Annotated in this window: 9 protein-coding genes, 1 tRNA gene and 1 pseudogene; 4 read left to right on the top strand and 7 right to left on the bottom strand. The window is 41.8% G+C overall.

Annotated features, from left to right (window positions below):
• Positions 1–21: 21 nt before the first annotated feature.
• The 4 genes from ACYVI9_RS18495 to ACYVI9_RS18480 form a co-directional block, all read right to left on the bottom strand.
• A complete protein-coding gene (locus tag ACYVI9_RS18495) occupies positions 22–3,039 on the bottom strand; it encodes a SusC/RagA family TonB-linked outer membrane protein (RefSeq protein WP_460767775.1) in 3,018 nt (1,005 codons plus the stop codon).
• Positions 3,040–3,086: 47 nt separating this feature from the next.
• Positions 3,087–5,018: a RagB/SusD family nutrient uptake outer membrane protein gene (locus ACYVI9_RS18490; RefSeq protein WP_460767772.1), complete on the bottom strand. Its 1,932-nt coding sequence runs from the start codon at positions 5,016–5,018 to the stop codon at positions 3,087–3,089.
• 11 nt (positions 5,019–5,029) lie between these two features.
• On the bottom strand, positions 5,030–8,200 hold the full coding sequence (locus ACYVI9_RS18485; protein ID WP_460767769.1) for a SusC/RagA family TonB-linked outer membrane protein: 3,171 nt from the start codon (positions 8,198–8,200) through the stop codon (positions 5,030–5,032).
• Positions 8,201–8,679: 479 nt separating this feature from the next.
• Positions 8,680–12,552, bottom strand: a complete 3,873-nt coding sequence (locus tag ACYVI9_RS18480; RefSeq protein ID WP_460767766.1) for a hybrid sensor histidine kinase/response regulator transcription factor — start codon at positions 12,550–12,552, stop codon at positions 8,680–8,682.
• Between the two features lie 367 nt (positions 12,553–12,919).
• Here ACYVI9_RS18480 and ACYVI9_RS18475 point away from each other — a divergent pair, with 367 nt between their 5' ends.
• Both ACYVI9_RS18475 and ACYVI9_RS18470 read left to right on the top strand, forming a co-directional pair.
• Positions 12,920–13,324, top strand: coding sequence for a hypothetical protein (locus ACYVI9_RS18475; protein ID WP_460767763.1), 405 nt, complete (start codon positions 12,920–12,922; stop codon positions 13,322–13,324).
• A gap of 71 nt (positions 13,325–13,395) precedes the next feature.
• Positions 13,396–13,818 (top strand): annotated as a pseudogene (locus ACYVI9_RS18470) (transposase); the annotation flags it as partial.
• 227 nt (positions 13,819–14,045) lie between these two features.
• Here the strand turns inward: ACYVI9_RS18470 and ACYVI9_RS18465 are convergent.
• Both ACYVI9_RS18465 and ACYVI9_RS18460 read right to left on the bottom strand, forming a co-directional pair.
• A complete protein-coding gene (locus ACYVI9_RS18465) occupies positions 14,046–14,948 on the bottom strand; it encodes a nucleotidyl transferase AbiEii/AbiGii toxin family protein (protein WP_460767760.1) in 903 nt (300 codons plus the stop codon).
• Entirely contained in the window at positions 14,932–15,711 is a 780-nt protein-coding gene (locus ACYVI9_RS18460; RefSeq protein WP_460767757.1) for a type IV toxin-antitoxin system AbiEi family antitoxin, read from the bottom strand. The genes ACYVI9_RS18465 and ACYVI9_RS18460 overlap by 17 nt, the downstream gene beginning before the upstream one ends.
• A gap of 225 nt (positions 15,712–15,936) precedes the next feature.
• Here ACYVI9_RS18460 and ACYVI9_RS18455 point away from each other — a divergent pair, with 225 nt between their 5' ends.
• On the top strand, positions 15,937–16,464 hold the full coding sequence (locus tag ACYVI9_RS18455; protein ID WP_460767753.1) for a hypothetical protein: 528 nt from the start codon (positions 15,937–15,939) through the stop codon (positions 16,462–16,464).
• A 432-nt stretch (positions 16,465–16,896) separates the two neighbouring features.
• Here the strand turns inward: ACYVI9_RS18455 and ACYVI9_RS18450 are convergent.
• Positions 16,897–16,983, bottom strand: a tRNA-Leu gene (locus ACYVI9_RS18450).
• Positions 16,984–17,600: 617 nt separating this feature from the next.
• Here ACYVI9_RS18450 and ACYVI9_RS18445 point away from each other — a divergent pair.
• Positions 17,601–17,951 (top strand): hypothetical protein, encoded by a 351-nt coding sequence (locus ACYVI9_RS18445; protein WP_460767751.1) that lies wholly within the window; start codon positions 17,601–17,603, stop codon positions 17,949–17,951.
• Positions 17,952–18,076: the final 125 nt, after the last annotated feature.

The raw sequence follows: 18,076 nt of genomic DNA, 5'->3' as shown, positions 1-18,076 counted from the left end.
ACTAAAACTTAAGACGTCTGTTTAAAAAGAAGCTTTAATGCCAATACTATAGAATCTGGTTTGTGGAGCACTGCCAATACTCAATTCCAAAATATCCCTGTTGGGTCCCAGTGTCACAAGATTTGATCCGTTAATATATACCCCAAGCCCACGCAGGAAGCTTCCGGATTGTAGTAATTGATTGAAATCATAAGACAGCTGTATTCTTGCCAAATCGAATCTTTTGGTACTGTACATCCAGAAATCCGAAGCACGAAAATTATTATCCGCACTGGTTGTAGTGAGTCTTGGATAAGTGGCTGTTGCTTTTGTAGTTTCAGTCCAACGGTTTCTAACGATTTCTGAATATTTGTCCTCACCATCCACCCAGAAAAAGCTGTTGTTTTTCATACCATATGCACCGGACCTGAGAACACCCATCATAAAAAAGCTGAAACGCTTCCAGGTAGCCGTTAGATGCGCTCCTGTGGTAAATGGGGCGCCGAACCAGCCGCCCTTTCCCAGATAGATTTCATCGCGCTGATCAATGATCCCGTCTGCGTTCTGATCCTTATACCTGATATCGCCGGGCTTGACCTGACCAAAGGTCTGCCTGGGAGCGTTCTCAATTTCAGCCAGGTCTTTAAAAAATCCCAGATTCTCCAGTCCCCAGATACCATCCAAAACCTTGTCTTTCCGATACTGATAGTCGTCTTCGTATACTTCAGCACGCCTGGTAGCTTTTGTCGTATAGTAAGTTCCGTTTATCCCCAACTGCCAATCTACCTGCCCGGTACGTTTCTTAAGTACTATTCCAAACTCTCCGCCGGTTCTTTTGTCATTATTATAGTTGACAAAGGGTATAAAGGAGGATTCGGGCCAGCCTGTGCTGAAGTAGGATGGGTATAATACGGAGGATTGCACAATATTACCAGTAATCTTATCGGTAAAGAAACCAGCATTGAGGGTTAACAGATGATTGAAGAAAGATCCCTCGAAACCAAAGCTTATTTCTTCCCGTTTCGGAAACTTCATATTTGGATTATTGCCTCTTCTGGATTCCGTCGCCTGAATACCCGTACCATCCTTCCACCCGTACCAGGCGCCGGTAGTCGTATAATATCCCTGGTACATATAGTATTCCGGAATATCAAGATCCGTATGTAGAATTCCGGCCGATGCAAACAGTTTTAAGTCATCAATGAAGGAGCTATTTTCCAGAAACCTTTCTTTGCTAATCCGCCAGCCAATGGAAACAGTAGGTGAAAGGGCATTGCGGTTTCCTTCCGGCAATCTGGCAGAATGCACCATCGCCCCCGTAAAATCGATGTAATATTTCTGTAAGTAGTCATAACCCAGCTGTAACCCCAAATTGGCGTTACCCACTTTATGATACAGCTGTGCTTCTGAGCGTAAAAAACCATTCGCCAGTAATAAACCGCTCACATGGTGTTTACTGTTAAACGTATTATCATAGCTGAAAAACCCCGAAAGTGCAATCGTTTGCCGGTACCAGTTGCCACTTATACTTTGCGTCCCGGATGTGGCATCCTGACCATATTTTGTTAAACTGCTGATCAGGTCTTTACCAGAATAACTATTCCAAACAGGCGCGTAGGTAGCAAAAGTATTATTATAAGATAAACTGTAGGCAGTAGCATAATCTACCGCAAAGTTTGTTTGGAATTTCAGCCCCTTCAACACATTACGTAAATCTGCCCCCATACCGGTATTAAACTGAAACTGCCGGCTTACGTACTGATTATAGCCACCGGCATAAACGGCTGCAATCGCATTAGTAGGGTCCAACTGACTGCCCCCAAGAAGATACTTACCCTCAATGATATGATTACTATTGCTAAGCAATAGTTGCGATGCATCATCATCGGGCTCTATCATAGAAAGCGGTAACAGCGGAGTAAACCGATGCGGTCTCATAGTGGCCGCTGCACCCCAATAATCTGTATTTACGCCTTTTCCCGTGTAAAAGGTTGCAGATGCGTCAACAGAACTTGTGATATAGCGCCCCAGGTTTATATCAATATTACCCCTGACACTAAATCTGCCGTTCCGGTCATTATTCTTTGCCTGTCCGAAATCAAGGAAGGAGCCTCCGGTATAATAATTAATATTTGTATAGTAGCGGGCTTTGTCATTCCCGCCTGAAATTTCGGCTGTGGCATCAAATCGGGTAAATGCCTTTTTTAAATAGGTTTCTGAATAGTAATCCACATTCGGATAACGATACGGATTGGTACCCGCGGCATGCAGATAGATTGTTTCTTCAGAATACAAATCCGTAAGGCCATCGTTCCGACGCGCTTCATTGTAAAGGGTCATATACTCTGCCGAACCCAAATACCGGGGAAACGATTTTGCGGCATGGATCCCGGAGTTTACCTGAATATCGACCTGGTGCTTACCTGCCCTGCCCCTTTTTGTAATAATATTGATCACACCTTTTGCTGCACGGCTACCATAAAGTGCAATGGCGGACGCACTTTTCAAAAAGGAAATTTCCTCAATTTCGGTCGGCATTACATTATTAGCGTCCCGGGGTACGCCGTCAACCATAGTAAGTGCCTCGCCCATGGCCCAGTTGGTGCCATTATATCCGGGAACAAAAATTTCCATATTATCGAGACTGTACTGTGAATAATTTTTATGTATAATATCCGACACCCTGACTGATGACACCCCACCCAGTAGATCTTCCATAGCAACAGATCGGAATGCCACCTGGACTGCTTCGTTTCCATTAGGCTGCAAAATAATTTCAGTAATGGACGAGGATACATTCAGGTAGGTCGTTTTATAGTTATCCGCACTAATGATCAGCTCCGAATCTGTATCGGCTTCCAGTTCAAACCAACCTTCTTTATCGGATACTGTACTGCTGCCTTGCTCGCCCAAATGCTGTACCAGGACACCTGCAATCGGCAACCCCTTATCATCTTTTATCTGCGCCCGGATATTTACAACAGTATGTTGCGCCATCAGCCAGGCCGGGGAAAAAATAAATACGACACATAGTATCCATACTATATTTTTATACTTCATTAGTTTCAAGTTTTTTGTTACTCGATCTTTATAGATTGGTGGATTTTTTACCATCCCGGGTTTTGTTTAAATTCTGGATACATGTTGGTTTCTTTGGTTTTAAGCGGAAGCCAGTAATGTTTCTCAGTAAAATTCCTTTTTAACAGTACCTTTTCGCGTAAATTCAGTACACGGTTTTCCTTAGGATCGGCAGCAAAATTTAAAGATGCCGCCCGGTCGAAAAACAGTCCGGTTTTTAATGTATAAGGGGACTCAGTCAGCAAAAGCCAGCGACGTAAATCATTGAAACGGTGGCCCTCGAAGGCAAGCTCTACGGCTCTTTCCCTTCTCAATTCACTTCTAAATCCGACAGCGGTAAGAAAGGCTGCATCCACATGACCTACGCCGGCGCGGTCTCTTACAAAATTTACGGCATCTACTGCGGTTTTGTCGTAAGAAGCTGCCTTTCCGGATGGGGCACCATATCCTTCTGAGGCGGCTTCGGCGTACATCAGATATATGTCGGCCAAACGCATATAGGGAAGATGTATATTAAGCGCACGGTCATAACTATAGCCCTGATCATATTTATTGGCGGTTCTGGGAATAAATTTATACAGCAGATAGCCGGTTCGGCTCCCTGTGGCAATGTTGCGGTAACTGCCTATGCCTGGTGAGGCCGGACCCGGACTGCCATTACTGCCATCATGGTATAAATTGGCATAACGATTAACTTCTTCATTCGCAGGCATGGTACCTGCAATACATTTAACACCATCGAAAACGATATCATTATAAAAACGCGGATCGCGACCTTTCCAGGGATACTGAGGGTCATAACCTGAATGCGGATCAGCTATAGCTGCATCCCCGGCCGCATTGATTGGCAAGCCATTTGCCATCCCATATAAATCAACGTAATTGGCAGTTGGCACAAACTTAACATCGCCGCCTTCAATGATCGCCGGCTGATACTGTTTACTGGTCCCCCAGTTGGAACCATTCGCACCGTAATAAGGGCCGCGAAATATCGCCTCCGTACTTCCCGGAATCGCCCAATTCTGTCCCATGGTATAAAAATTCGTATAATACTGCTCAAAGGGGACCAGTGTATAGGGTGCTTCACCGGATTCGCAGTACCTGAGCAGTTCCGCAAATGCATCTGCAGCCTTCTTGCAATACTCCGTATTATAGGTCTTGGTTCCCCCAGACTCATAATTCATTAGCGGGCTGCCGGCCCATAAATAATTCTTCCCCAGGTAGCCCAGGGCCATAATTTTATTTATTCTTAATTGATTTTTCCCCAGGGTTCTTTTTCCGGCAGTCGTATTGTCCCAATTTATTGGCAACAGATCAGCAGCTTGTCTGAAATCACTGGCCGCTTTATCAGCGCACTCCTGATATTTTAATCTGGGTAATGTTAGTTTTTCATCGCTGGGTAACACATAATCAATATAAGGCAACCCTCCAAAATACTGAATGAACATAAAATGAAACCATCCCCTGAAAAACAACAGTTGTCCCTTAATAAGGTCTTTTTCTTCCTGGGTAGCATCCTGCATCTTATCCAGGTTTTCCAACCCCATATTGCATTTGCGTATACCATACCAGCCCAGCCCCCACAAAGATTTTGAAAACCGATCATCGTTGGTACTGTTATTGTTTCTATCCATCCAGCCCGCCTGCCAGCCATCAAACTCCCGTTGCCAGCCCCAAAAATTTCCGTTATCGATTTTTACTACAAAATGAAAGTCAAGGGCTGCTGATTGGATTTCGTCCTCGCCCCAATTCCAGGAATTGGTCCAGTATCCGTTTGAAAAATCCGGAATACAATGGTATAGTTCCTCGGTATATCCCTGAAAATTTATAAAATTCTTAAACGCTTCTTCCTGCGATACAATTGAATCCGGCTCCCGATCCAGGTATTTGGAACATCCTGACGAAATTATTAATCCTGTAAATGTCAGAACTGCAAGCATCCTATTTATATTCCTCATCATGATAATATTATTTAGAAAGTAATGTTAGCACCCAAATTAAATCTGCGAAATGTGGGGTAGGCCCCCTGCGTAGGAACGCCGGATCCACCAAAATTCGATTCTCGGTCATCCGGCATCTTAGTCCAGACCAACAGGTTATTCCCATTGAGATAGATTCTTAAACTCTGCAGCCCTAATCTTTTAATTAATCCGAAACCGTTGTCAAACCGATAAGACAGTTCCGCATTTTTCAATCTTGCAAATGAACCATCGTTCTGGTACAGATTACCCTTGTACTCTCCGTAAGGAGTGGAAAGCCAGCGGGGAGCAGGAATTGCATTTTCACCCTGGTTCTCCTTATTCCAGTAAGCGCCTTCTTCATAGACTACATGGTTTTGCTTTCCAAGGCTGCCAAAGGGCGTCCAGCGGGTCACATTGTTGGCACCATAAAACTGCAGGAAAGCACTAAACCCTTTCCAGTCTATACCAATGGTAGCGTTATAGGTATTTTGGGGCCAGGTAGAATAGCCATAAGGAATATTATCCAGATTATCGATCACACCATCGCCGTTAAAATCAACCAGATAATAATTTCCAGGAAGCTTATACTCGTCTTGTTGCTGGTGTGTGGCACTCCCATATAGCTGATCCCAGGTATTGTAATAACCAGCGCTTACCCAGGTATAGGTCTGACCTATTTCCTTGCCTACCATTTTTTGATAATCCGGTAGTAATGCAGCATCATCCCGTTCTTTGATAATGTTAACGGCATGGGTCATGTTCAGGTCGGCCCAGATATTTACATCCCCCAGCATCTTTTTAATATGCAACTCAATCTCGTATCCTTTTGCATCTACTTTACCCAGATTGGCAGTAGGCGGCGTCATCCCGAAATATGAGGGTACCGCCCTTCCATCGCCTGAGAGTAAAATCTTGGATCGTTTATCACGAAAGAAATCAAACTTGCCCGAAACCAATCCGTCAAATATTTCAAAATCCGCACCTATATTCACTTTAACAGCTTCCTCCCACTGAATATTCGGGTTACCTACAAAGGATTCCCGATACCAGTTATAGGGGCTTTGTTCCGCACCTTCCCCGGTCGTTCCCAGTCTGGCCTTGCCTCCATAAGCCCACTGAGTAAGGTACAGGAACCTGGAGCCCCCGTCAAAACCCGTTTCTCCATAGGAGGCCCGTAGCTTAAATACATTCAGAAATTTTAAAGGCCGCATAAACTTCTCCCTGGACAGTACCCAGTTAACGCCACCAGAAGAGAAAAAAGCAAAGCGGTTTTCCTTACTGAATTGCTCTGAACCGTTATAAGCACCGTTATACTCTATATTATATCTGCCGTCATAACCATAGGTTGTACGAAACACCCAGTCCTCACGATAGGAAGGAATCATGCTTCCCAGTGCAGACTGATTTCTGTTGACCAGGCCCATAACGGACACATTGTGCTTTTGTGCAATGGTGGTGGTGTAGTTCAGCTGAAGATTATAAAATAATCTGCGAAAAGCCCCCTCAACATTACCCCCGGCAGGTGACCAGTTGATGCCTTGCTGAAAATCGAATCCGGTAATACCATCATTCCCCTCTTTATAATAAACGGCGCCGGTTTCAGGACTAATCCATTTACGTTGTACCCCGTTTCTATACAGGTTGTTTACCCCTCTTTGGACTTCATCAAAAGTATTATCAAAGGAGACAGTTCCCAGGAATTTAAGGCCTTTGAGGACCAGGCTCAAATCCTGATCAAGTGTAAAATCAGTCGTCATACGTGCTGTCGTTCTATACTGTATTCCACTGGTGGAAAGGCTTCTTGGAGAGTTTTCGGCCCGGCCTTCATTGGGTGCATAATAGCCCCATGCCCCATCCGAGTAAACCGGCAGGAAAACATCCGGAGCAGCTGAATAAGCATCCACCCAATAGGGGTAATCGCCTCCCGAAAACACCCATGGGCTCTTTCTGACGCCATAGGAGCCGGAAAGATTCACTTTAAAAAGCGTGTATTTGGTTAACTGAAAATCAAGGTTGCTACGTACATTCAGCCTGTTAAAGCCAAAGCCAGGTACATAGCCGCTATTATTCTCATATACTTTAAAAATATCTCCTTCCCGTAGAAAATCCGCTCCGGCAAAATATTTAACGAACCGGGTGCCACCGCTAATATTCAGGTTCGCATTCTGTGAGCTGGTGTAGTCCTTAAACATGGCTTCTGTCCAATCCACATTCGGATAACGCTCGGCTTCCTCTAAACTGGCAGGGAACCTGTATTTTCTTAGGATTTCCTCTGGTAAATAATCGTTCCAGCTGGAGGGACTTTTGGAAAGCTCATACTCAATTACCTCATTCCTGGTGCGCAACGCATCATAAGAATCATATTTTCCTGGTAATTTCGAAGGTACCTTCACAACCGAATTGATCATTCCTCTTATTGTCGCTTTGCCGGAACTACCCCGCTTGGTGGTAATAAGTATGACCCCATTTGCGCCCCGGGAGCCAAAAACAGCCGTCGCGGAAGCATCTTTTAACACAGAAATCGTTTCTACCGATCCGATTTCAACACTTTTCATCGGACGTTCGACCCCATCTACCAGGATCAATGGATCTGAATTATTCCAGGAACTCCTGGTACGAATAATGATCTGTGGATCTTCATCTCCAGGTAATCCTGAGCCCTGCGAGGTAATGAGGCCGGGTACATTCCCTGTAAGCGCCATTCCTACACTGGACACGCCTCCTGCCCTTTCCAATACCTTTCCGGTTGTCTGCGTGATGGCTGCCACAACACTTTCACGTTTTTGTTTACCATACCCGACCACGATCACATTATCCATTGACTGCTGGTTTTGGTCCATTTGAATAGTAAGGTCCATATGCCCATCAGCCAGTGATACTATTTTGGTATTGTATCCTATTGAGGTTATAATAATATTGGCCCTGGCCTCAGTTACCTGAATTGAAAAACGGCCCTGTTCATTTGAAGTCGTATAAATACTAGTCCCTTCCTGATTAATACTGGCACCAGGAACTGGTTCATTTCTGTCGTTAATTACCTTTCCGGTAGCCGTAGTGGTTGTTTGAGATTGCGCAGGAAGGCCCCATAGTACCAGAAAAGCGGTTATAAAAATCTGTGCTGTCAGTTTAAGTTTGTCTAAAACCCAACTGGTTTTAAAATATCTGAAATTGCGTCTTTTCATATCTTTTTTTGTAGTTGAAAACGTGTCATGGTTTAAATTCTATAAATAGCCCCAAGTCACATGGGAGCGAGCAATACCCATTCAGACATCCGCGGTCACCGTCTGATGTTATTATCCCGGCGTTCTTTAGTTCTTCGTCTGGAAAAAATGTGTAAGTTTTTTGCAATCGATTGCGATAAACTTCAAAAAAATCGACATAATGACAGCTTCTACACTTTTTCAAAAAGAAGGAAATTCAGGGATATCGTTCCATCAAAAATAGAACTGGGCAGGGGCTAGCTCCTGAAAAATTGGATATTTCTCTTTCAATTTTAGATATTCTTGCCTAAAAATTCAGTTATTTCGATAAAATCTGGCTGCCCTGTAGTGCGCGAAGTCTTTCCGCCCAAAGATGATTTCAATCGATTGCAGACAAAATGGCAATAATTAGACCGGAGGGCAGCAAAAAGGCTTATCTGAGACTCTCTATACAACCTGGATCAAACTTCACTGGGCGATTTTCCAAAGTTCTTCTTAAAGGATGTACTAAAATAAGCTACGGTTGAAAACCCGCATTTCTCACTAATTTCCTGCACAGAGCAGGCGCCTTCCTGCAGTAACCCGAGTGCGTGATTGAGCCTGATGGATTTGATGAACTCGGTAGGTGATTGATCCGTTAGCGCTTTTACTTTTTTATACAGTAAAGATGGACTGACCAGCATGGCTTTGGCAAAGTCATCTTTACCAAAATCCGGATTATCCAGATTCTGGTGGATTATTTCCAATGCCTGTTTAACAAACTGGTCATTATGATCGTTTTCAAGTATTCTGTTATCCGTAGTTCGGTCTATAATGCGAAGCGCTTTCTCCCTTATGATTTTTCTGTTCTGGAGGATGGTTTTAATTTTTTGAATAAGCAGGCTGATATCAAATGGCTTACTCAGATAATCATCTGCTCCCAATCCAAGGCCAAATAGCTGATCCTTTTTTTCTGATAAAGCGGTGAGTAAAATAATAGGTATATGTGAAGTCTCGAAGTTTGACTTTATGCTCTTGCATAATTCGAAACCGTCCATATTTTGCATCATAATATCAGAGACTACCAGGTCAGGAAGCTGTTTTTTGATAATTTCCCATGCCTGCGCACCGGTGCCGGCCTCCAAAATTATAAACTCGTGCTCCAGTGACATTTGTATAAACCGACGTAACTGCTCGTTGTCTTCGACAATCAATATACGCAGGGATCTCTCGGCATCAGACTTAGACGGTGTCGGCGGCATATCCGTCAAAACTTCCTCAAAGGCTGCCTGCAGTATACGCTCGCCGTTCCTGGAATGGTGCTGATCCGCTTTTTTACTCGGAATGCTGATGGTAAATGAAGCCCCTGCCCCTTCCTGACTCATAAAAGAAATATCTCCATCATGCATATGTACATAACTTTGGGTCAACAAAAGACCAATTCCGGAACCAACAATCTTCGAATTGATTGCGTTTTCGCCCCGGTAAAACTCTTTAAACAACTTCTTCTGATCTGTTGTGTTTATGCCAATGCCTTTGTCACGGACCGTCAATATCCATTGCTGAGGAGTTGCAGCAAAATCTACTTCGATCCTGGTATGGTTTTTTGAGTATTTTATGGCATTTGACAGGAGATTATCGATTACTTTTTCGATCATATTTACGTCGACTGCTGTAAAATACGCATCCGGCGCTGACGTAAAAATTATTTCAATCTGGTTCGTTTTAGCAAGAGAACGGAACATATGAACTCTTTGCGCAATAAGCTTTACGACATCAGCCAATTGCAGTACCAACACCTCCTTTTCAACATCAACTTTTTGAAAATCAAGCAATTGAGAAGCAACCATGGATAATTTTGCGACCTGCTCCCTGGCCATACTTAAATATTCGGTTCCATGAAATGATAGTGACTTTTCCCGGCTCAACTCCTCGATGGGACCTTTTACCAGGGTCAATGAGTTTCTAATATCGTGAGCGGTATTTGTAAAAAAACGAATTTTATCTTCTGCATGCAGGTGCTTCAATTTGTTGATATAGGTGCGCAAGGCAAGATATACGCCCGCTGCAAAACATAAGACCGAGGCTAGTAAAAACCACCAGGTACGCCAGAAAGGGGGTGTGATCTTAAACGAAATGCTATGTGTAGCAAGGATTTCTGAAAGGGAGCTATTATACAAACGTAGTTTCAGCTCAAATACACCTGATGGAAGATTCGTATAGGTTAAAATACGATTACTGGTTGGCTGGCTCCAGTCCTTGTCCAATCCTTCCAGTTTCCAGGAGAATTTGGCGCCAGCAACTGCAGAACCCAGCGGGATTACATCAATCGTAAAATTATTCTGGTCGAAATTCAACTTTAAATTCCGGATATTCTGGATGGGCAATTTCAAAGATCCTTCGCCAGAGTTTCTGATGGAACTGCCGGACACCTGAATATCATTTACAAATATTTTAGCGTCAGATTTTACCGGAAACGCATTCTCGGGATTAAATATAAACCCGCCCTTATTAGATCCGAAAGCCATTCTTCCGTCACGCAGCATGGTTACGGCATTTCGATTCACGGCAATATTATTTAAAACCGGGATATTGGTGAGTGTAACGACGGATTTTGCCTCAGGGTTATACATACAAATTCCGTTTTCAGTACCTACCCAAATGGCGCCCTTCCTCAAAAATGCGCTGTTTATATAATCCGATGGCAATCCATTGGCCGTAGTGATTTGTTCCGTTTTTCTACTCTTTGTATCAAAACACAGGATGCCATCCCCTGTTGTCATAAGAAAAATTTTATGGCCTGTTACCACAAGGCTCTGAAACAAATGTCCTTCCAGGTATTTTTTAGTGCTTCCGGTTTGTTTGTTGAGAACGACCAGCGCGTTAGAGGTTGCCAGCAGGATTTCATCAGCATTCACCTGGGCAAATGCATACATTGCCTGATAATCATAGGACCGGAATTTCCCTTCAGTTACACGATAACAAAATATTTCACCCAATCCACCCACCCAAATATCCCCATCCTTATCCTTAAAAATATCAAAGACAAAATTGTTGGCCGGAGTTCCTGCATTGCCTTTCCCGAAATAATGATTCAGGACCTTACCGGTAGCGGACGCAATCACGTAGACCCCGGAAGAATATGTCCCTGCCCAGATGTTCCCATTATTGTCTTCGCACAATGCTAAAAATGGAATCGCCGGGCAATCTCCATTTCGTTGAAGGTAGTTGCGCCAGATATTGAGTTTAGGATTCCAGGAGCTAAGACCATTATTTGTCGCAAACCAGAGTTTACCCTGACTATCTTCCAGTATCCGGTTGATACTGTTATTAACTAACGAATTTTCATTTCCAATCTGATGGCGCACCTGTTGTACAACCTGATTTTTGTCCTCATAATAGGAAAGACCTCCGGTAAAAGTACATATCCATACCTTCCCTTCCCTATCCTTATAGATATCATAAACACCGTTACCGTGAAGTGAGTTAGGATCATCAACATTCTCTCTCAAAACGCCTAGAACTCTATCACCTGCCCTGGACAATTCCCAAACCCCTGACCCGTCCACACCGACCAGTACGGATGAATCTGTATTTGGCGTTATCGCCAGTATCGGCTGTCTTGGAAAAGTTAAAATGGACGAACTATAGAAGCAGTGGCTGGTGAAATTATAAAAATAAAGCCCGCTTGAAAAAGTTCCGATCCACAACTTATTTGAACCCGGGTCAAACCAAATTTTGGAAGCTTCAGCATCAAATGAAGCAGGAAAACGGTAGCAAATAGTTACTTTATTGGTTTGGATATTGAAAATGCCCAGCACCTTAGGTGTAACAAAAATAAGTTCATTATTATTCTTATAAGTCAGGTTCAAAATTCTGGCTGCTTCAGGATATACTTCACTTAGTTTTCCATCATATTTATATAAGCCTGTTAATGTTCCAATCCATAAAGTATTGTCGTTACCCACCAATACGTTAGTTATTCCATAAAAACTGCCGTTTATCGCCTTTGGAATATTAACCAAAATGTCAAAGCGATTCAAAATCGTGTTGTACCGGAAAATCTGGCCATTATTGGTGTAAGCATACAATCGACCTTTTTCATTAACCAGTTTGCTCCATATAATATTGGGACTTTCGAGCGGGAGCCGGTAGAGATCGTAACCAGCATTATTAATCCGTACGATGCCGGTTTTGGACGAGGCCCAAATAAAACCCTCATCATCAGAACAGACCGATGCCGCTTCCCTTAAATTGAGTCCGTGTGTTTCAGAAACATTATAGACTTTAATCTCCTTGGAAAATAATACGCCAATAGCGCATAAAATGCTGGATATCAAAAGACAGCTTCGCAATAAACAACGTTTTAAGCGCTGTGCTGAAAGTCGACAGCCAAATGGCAAAAGCAATATTTGATTAGGCATGTTGCAGCTTTTGAATGGGATATTTCAATCAACAATGTAACCGATTGCACAAATATAATTAATAATTGTTTTTATGACAATATATTAATTGCTATAAAAAATATGGGAATAAAACCCATGTATTCAGTATGGCATTTTCCGTTTTCATATATTCTGGATCCACCCCTGCCCTATTTCGAATTGCCTTCCAGTAACCGTCTGCCCGGGCATCAATCGATCCATTCTTTCTGATAGGACGCTTCCATATAATGAACTCATAAAAACAGAGTTTTATGGTAGATTTAATTCATCACTGATATTGTTTCAAATAAATGATGTTATAATTGAAAAAGGGTTATATAAAAAAGTAAGTACAAGAACTGCAGGGATGGATAAATCTAATTTCGGCTTTTATGATTTGGAATCATTAAATAATGACATAAAGATGAGAAATAAAAAGCTATCTGCCTCATTAGAAAAAGATGACATGTTTGGGTTTTTAGATATAGAAATAAATAAACCAGTCCCTTATCTATATCCTAATTCTTATGACAATATAGAATTTAACTATTTCACAAAAAAGGAAGAAGAGTTTTTGAATGGCAAACTAATTAGCTTAACTGAACATATTTTTGGATTTCCTGAAAACATTAGAAGATATATTTTTTTCTATATAGATAATGTGATGGAAAAATCTCAATTGAAGCAAAATTCCAAATTTTAGAAGACTACACCGTACAGGAAGAAAGCAGTAAAGAAATATATTACTATTAATTTTGGAGATTATAAAATAGATCGAGAAAACCTTTAATCTGGAAGGATAGAAAGACATTCTGTACCGATTTAAAGGAGGTCTACGGTGCTATAAACAGAGAATCAGCTGAGCAGGCACTGGAAAAATTATCGCAAAAATGGGGCGGGAAATATCGTCATGCTATTGAGTCCTGGCGTAGCTATTGGGATTGCCTGACCAATTATTTCGACTTCCCATTGGAGATCCGAAAACTCATTTATACCACCAATATCATAGAAAATCTGAACCGGGGAATCAGAAAGTACACAAAAACTAAGGTTCAATTTCCTGATGATCAAGCAGCCCTCAAAGCAGTCTATATGGCTATTAATAATATCGAGAAAAAATGGACGATGCCCATACAAAATTGGGGCTATATCGTTCATCAATTCTTGACTATATTTGAAAACAGATGCCGAATTTAAATGCAGGGGCAAATCAGTTTACACAAAATATTTTACTGTCTCGTTTTTTAAATAACCCTGATGTAAGTTAACGAACATCATTAATAGCTGGGTGTAGTTATATTGCAGAGTTTCAGCTCCTTAAGGGATGCTTCTATTATTTGCCTTGGCGTAACTTTACGGAGTATTGTCATTGCGATTCTGTATGCGCACAGGCATTCAGAAAAAGTATCTAGTATGTTAGGCGCTTACAAATTGTACAATCTCCCTTTTAAAACTTCGTATTGCTCTTTATGTTTTTCAGGTTTTTTGTTTTGGAGATTTTTCAAGTTCTGTAATTTCCACTTGATTGAAGGAAAACGTTGAAAATTGTAGATGCTCCAATCGGGAGTGAGATTTTTGACACTAAGTAGAAATTTCTTGTCCCTATCGGTCAAATGTTGTCGGATAGTCGCAATTAGTGTTTCCCGGGTACTTTCGTAATCATCGTACTTGAATGGCTCATCTGTCATGCCGGAAAATTGGTTATTAAGTGCCAGTCGCTGATCCTGAAAATTCGGTGCAATAATCTCATTGATCGGCCTGTCGCTGCAAAGCAGGAATAGTAAAAATCCTTCTTTTATTTCTTGTGTAAATCCTTCGTTTCGCAGCAAGTATTGAACATCAAATAAATCACGCGGATGTTGTCGGTCAAGGGCCGCTATTATCTTTCCTCCAAAAAGCTGGCCCATTGGCACAACCGGAATTGTAAGGAAAGCTTCGAACTCATTTTGCGCCCTTTTGCACAACGGCATTTCTATCGGGTCTGCTAAGGCACCCCGATTAACCAGGTTGACTTCAAGTTTTACGTCAACCTTGTTTGCTGAAATCAGTAATTTTCCTGAGTCAAATCGAGACACAATACGATTACCAGGGATAATTTTCTCCAAACTTATCTTTATTCTTCCCAATGCTTCGGCAATATGTTTCAGCGATGTTGCTCTATCTTCAATTGGAAGATAGGTAAGATCAATATCAACCGACAAGCGAGGCATATTGCGAACAAAAAGATTGATCGCAGTTCCTCCGTGAAGGGCAAGGCATTTTTCTTTGGCCACTTCAGGCAGAACAGACAATAATAACCCTACTTGCTGCCTATATGCTTTTTCCATATTCTTCTAATTCTTTTGGGACTGTTATTCCATATTTGTCTATCAATACGCCGTTTTTAACAATGCTACGCTTCCCTTTTCCTAAATCCACGGCCTTGAGATTGATACACTTAAACCAATTGTGATCCGCCTTTTCCGCCATATATAGAAACAATCGCTTCACTTTCACAGACCGGCAGTTTTCGAGCAATGCCTGAACCTGCTTCGGAACAAGATTATTCAGCCCTTCCATCAACTCATAACATTCCATGAGTTCCTGTTTCAACGGAGCCAGGTACAAACATTCCATAAGCGCGCGGGCGGCACCGGAAACTTTTATTGAAAAATTTTTAGTTTCAACTTCTGTAAGTCCTAAATCTGGTGAAAGGAAGGAGGTTTCGTAATACTCCAGCTTCAAACCCCAATCATGTTTTTTAAACCAGATCGGGAGTTTTTCTCCGCTGTTACCAAATAAAATAACTTTGTTAGCGGATAATTCCAGATAATGAGCTTTGCCTAAAATCGACAGGGCTGTTCGGCCACCGGGATGTACCTTAAGTCCGGCTTGTTTTTGCAAGGCGTATACGGCTCCTTCGTATCCGACTTTATCGTTTGCCCGTATATGTGCACCCTTACCGATAGATTGAAGCCAGTTACTTTTGCGGTAGTGTTTTTGCAAATCAATGCTATACCCCTGCCTGACAAGCCAGGAGGATATAAGCACAATGCCAGGCGGTTGTTCCTGAAAAAGTCGGTTTATTTTAGTCCTGTTTACAGTAGTCATACTCCCGTTATAATTTATATTTTAAACCATACAAGCAAACTGGTTTATTATTTTGTGTATAAAGGTAGTAAAACTACCTAATTTATATAATTTTTAAACTAAATCAGGGTTTAACGAAATTTGTTAGTAGTCCAAGACTATAAAATTAATCGAAGCTCAATTAAGCTGTCAGCACATATTGCAAAGTCTTCACTAAATTAATTTTCAAATAATATCTATCAGAACTTGAATTTACTTTTAAGTTTGAAGCTAAATAAAATTTTGATGAGTGGCGATCTGGGAAAATCGCTGATAACATTCCTACGAGCGGAAAACAACAGGTTTAAAAATAAAAATGGCATGGAGATCGGAATCACAGCCGGGGATGAGCTATGGACCTATTTTCGCCTGGCCAATTATAATCACGGCCCGTTGGCCATGAATATAAGTACCGATGGAGATGACATTCATGACTTCATTAAACTATTTCGAATTACTTCTTTAGATGACATCCATCAGCTGGGATATAATCATGCATTGATCAGATACCTGAAGGGCTATGCCGAAATTGGCGCAATACCATTTGAACTAGAGGCGACAATTACATTCCGGATTTCCGGAAGAAAGACACTTATTTACAGCCTTGAACTCCATTATTACGACGAAGCATATGAGCATTTAACGCTTCCGGAAGATTTTGAGAACTATGTTGACACACATGAAAACCGCCTTGCATTTGCGGGTGAAAACCGGTATAAGATGAATAAAAAATAAAATTGACTAACCCCCTACTCTTCTAAGAGGAAGAGGTGCGAGAATGGAATCTTAATCTCCGGCGTAAAATCCAAAATAAGCAACTTATGTCAAAACTGCGTTTCCTCCTATTTACCACTTCACTAGAGTTGTTTCCTGTAAATACAAACAAAGATTTTGGGTAAACGCACTGAAAAAAATACAACAGTTAAGGTCTTGCCAGATATGTTCTTAATCATTATTTAGATCCATTGGACTGGTGCCTTACAGCCGGCTGAGTAAATCCCATCGACTCCGGCTATTTCCGGATCAAATAGTAGATTTGGCAACCAATAAAATTTATAACGCGCCAAAAGTGGCAAAATAATGGCAGATTTGGCAACCAATAATGGGCAATGTCTGTTCCTTACAAAACAAAAAAGGTTGCAAGTCAATTACTTACAACCTTATTTATGGTGCCCGGAACTGGATTCGAACCAGCACGTCCTTGCGAACGCTGCCACCTGAAGACAGTGCGTCTACCAATTTCGCCATCCGGGCAATCTGATCTTTAAACCTAAGAACTTCCGTTAATGGAATCCTATTTACTGGCTGTTTCGCTAACGGGTCGCAAAGCTAACAAAAAAGCTGCAAAAAATAGGCGACTTTTAAAAAAAAATATTCCCCACGCAAGGCAAACAGTTTCTTCAAGCGGGCGGCCTTTACTCCCCTCACCTTTCGCGTTTTAATACAGTTTGCTGATGCCAGCCAGCAGGGGCGTTTTTTTGACGCCACCACAAAATTCTGAATTAAGAATCTACAGCCATTTCACCTATCACCTTGATTATTCTTTACCGGTTGTATTGCATCCTATTTATAGATAGCGATTATTAGGTCGTAAAATAATAATTAAGACCAAAATGTCGTAGGGTACCAATTCGGTAATTGGAGTGCTAAGGATATTGCTCAGAATAGCGCGGTTTGCATAGGTTTTCATAGGAAAAATTCATATAAAATTGATTATCAATCATATATATTTTTACACCCTGCAACCGGGATCCGAAGGATCTCATCTTAATTCTGGCTGCATTTTTGATCATTGATAATTAAAGTCATTGACAGCTTTGCAATCAGCTCCTGCGGGAAGGAGATTTTAAACGAAACTTCAAATTTCTTTTATGGCAACGAAAAAATTAATAGTGCTGGCAATAGTTTTTTCCATTTCAACAATGGTCCACGGCCAGGTCGCTACTGACAGTACGGAACAGGAAGCACCTGTCATTTCCAGGCAAACCGAAAAAGAATTAAACGAAAGCCTCGAAAAGGCAGCAGCAGCTGCGGAAAAAGCAGCCGAAAGGCTAAAAGTGGTAATTGAGGACCGGTCCAAAAAAATCGCCAAATCCAGTAAGCCTTATGTAGAAAGCTTTCTGATCGCGACCGCCAACCTGATTGAAAAACTGGCCACAGAACTGGAAAGTGCGACTGCCGAACCGGTTGCTGCGCCTTCCGGAAAACAGTCAAACGAATAACCTGATTAAATAATCGGCAAGATGAACCCATCAAATGCCTGCTGTAAAAGCGGGCATTTTTTGTATTTCGGATCGGCAAATACCAATTTCAGAAGACTTTCGGTCAAAAAAGATAACGAACGCAT

It is taken from the genome of Niabella terrae (assembly GCF_054783135.1).
This window is presented reverse-complemented; position numbering and strand designations above follow the sequence as displayed.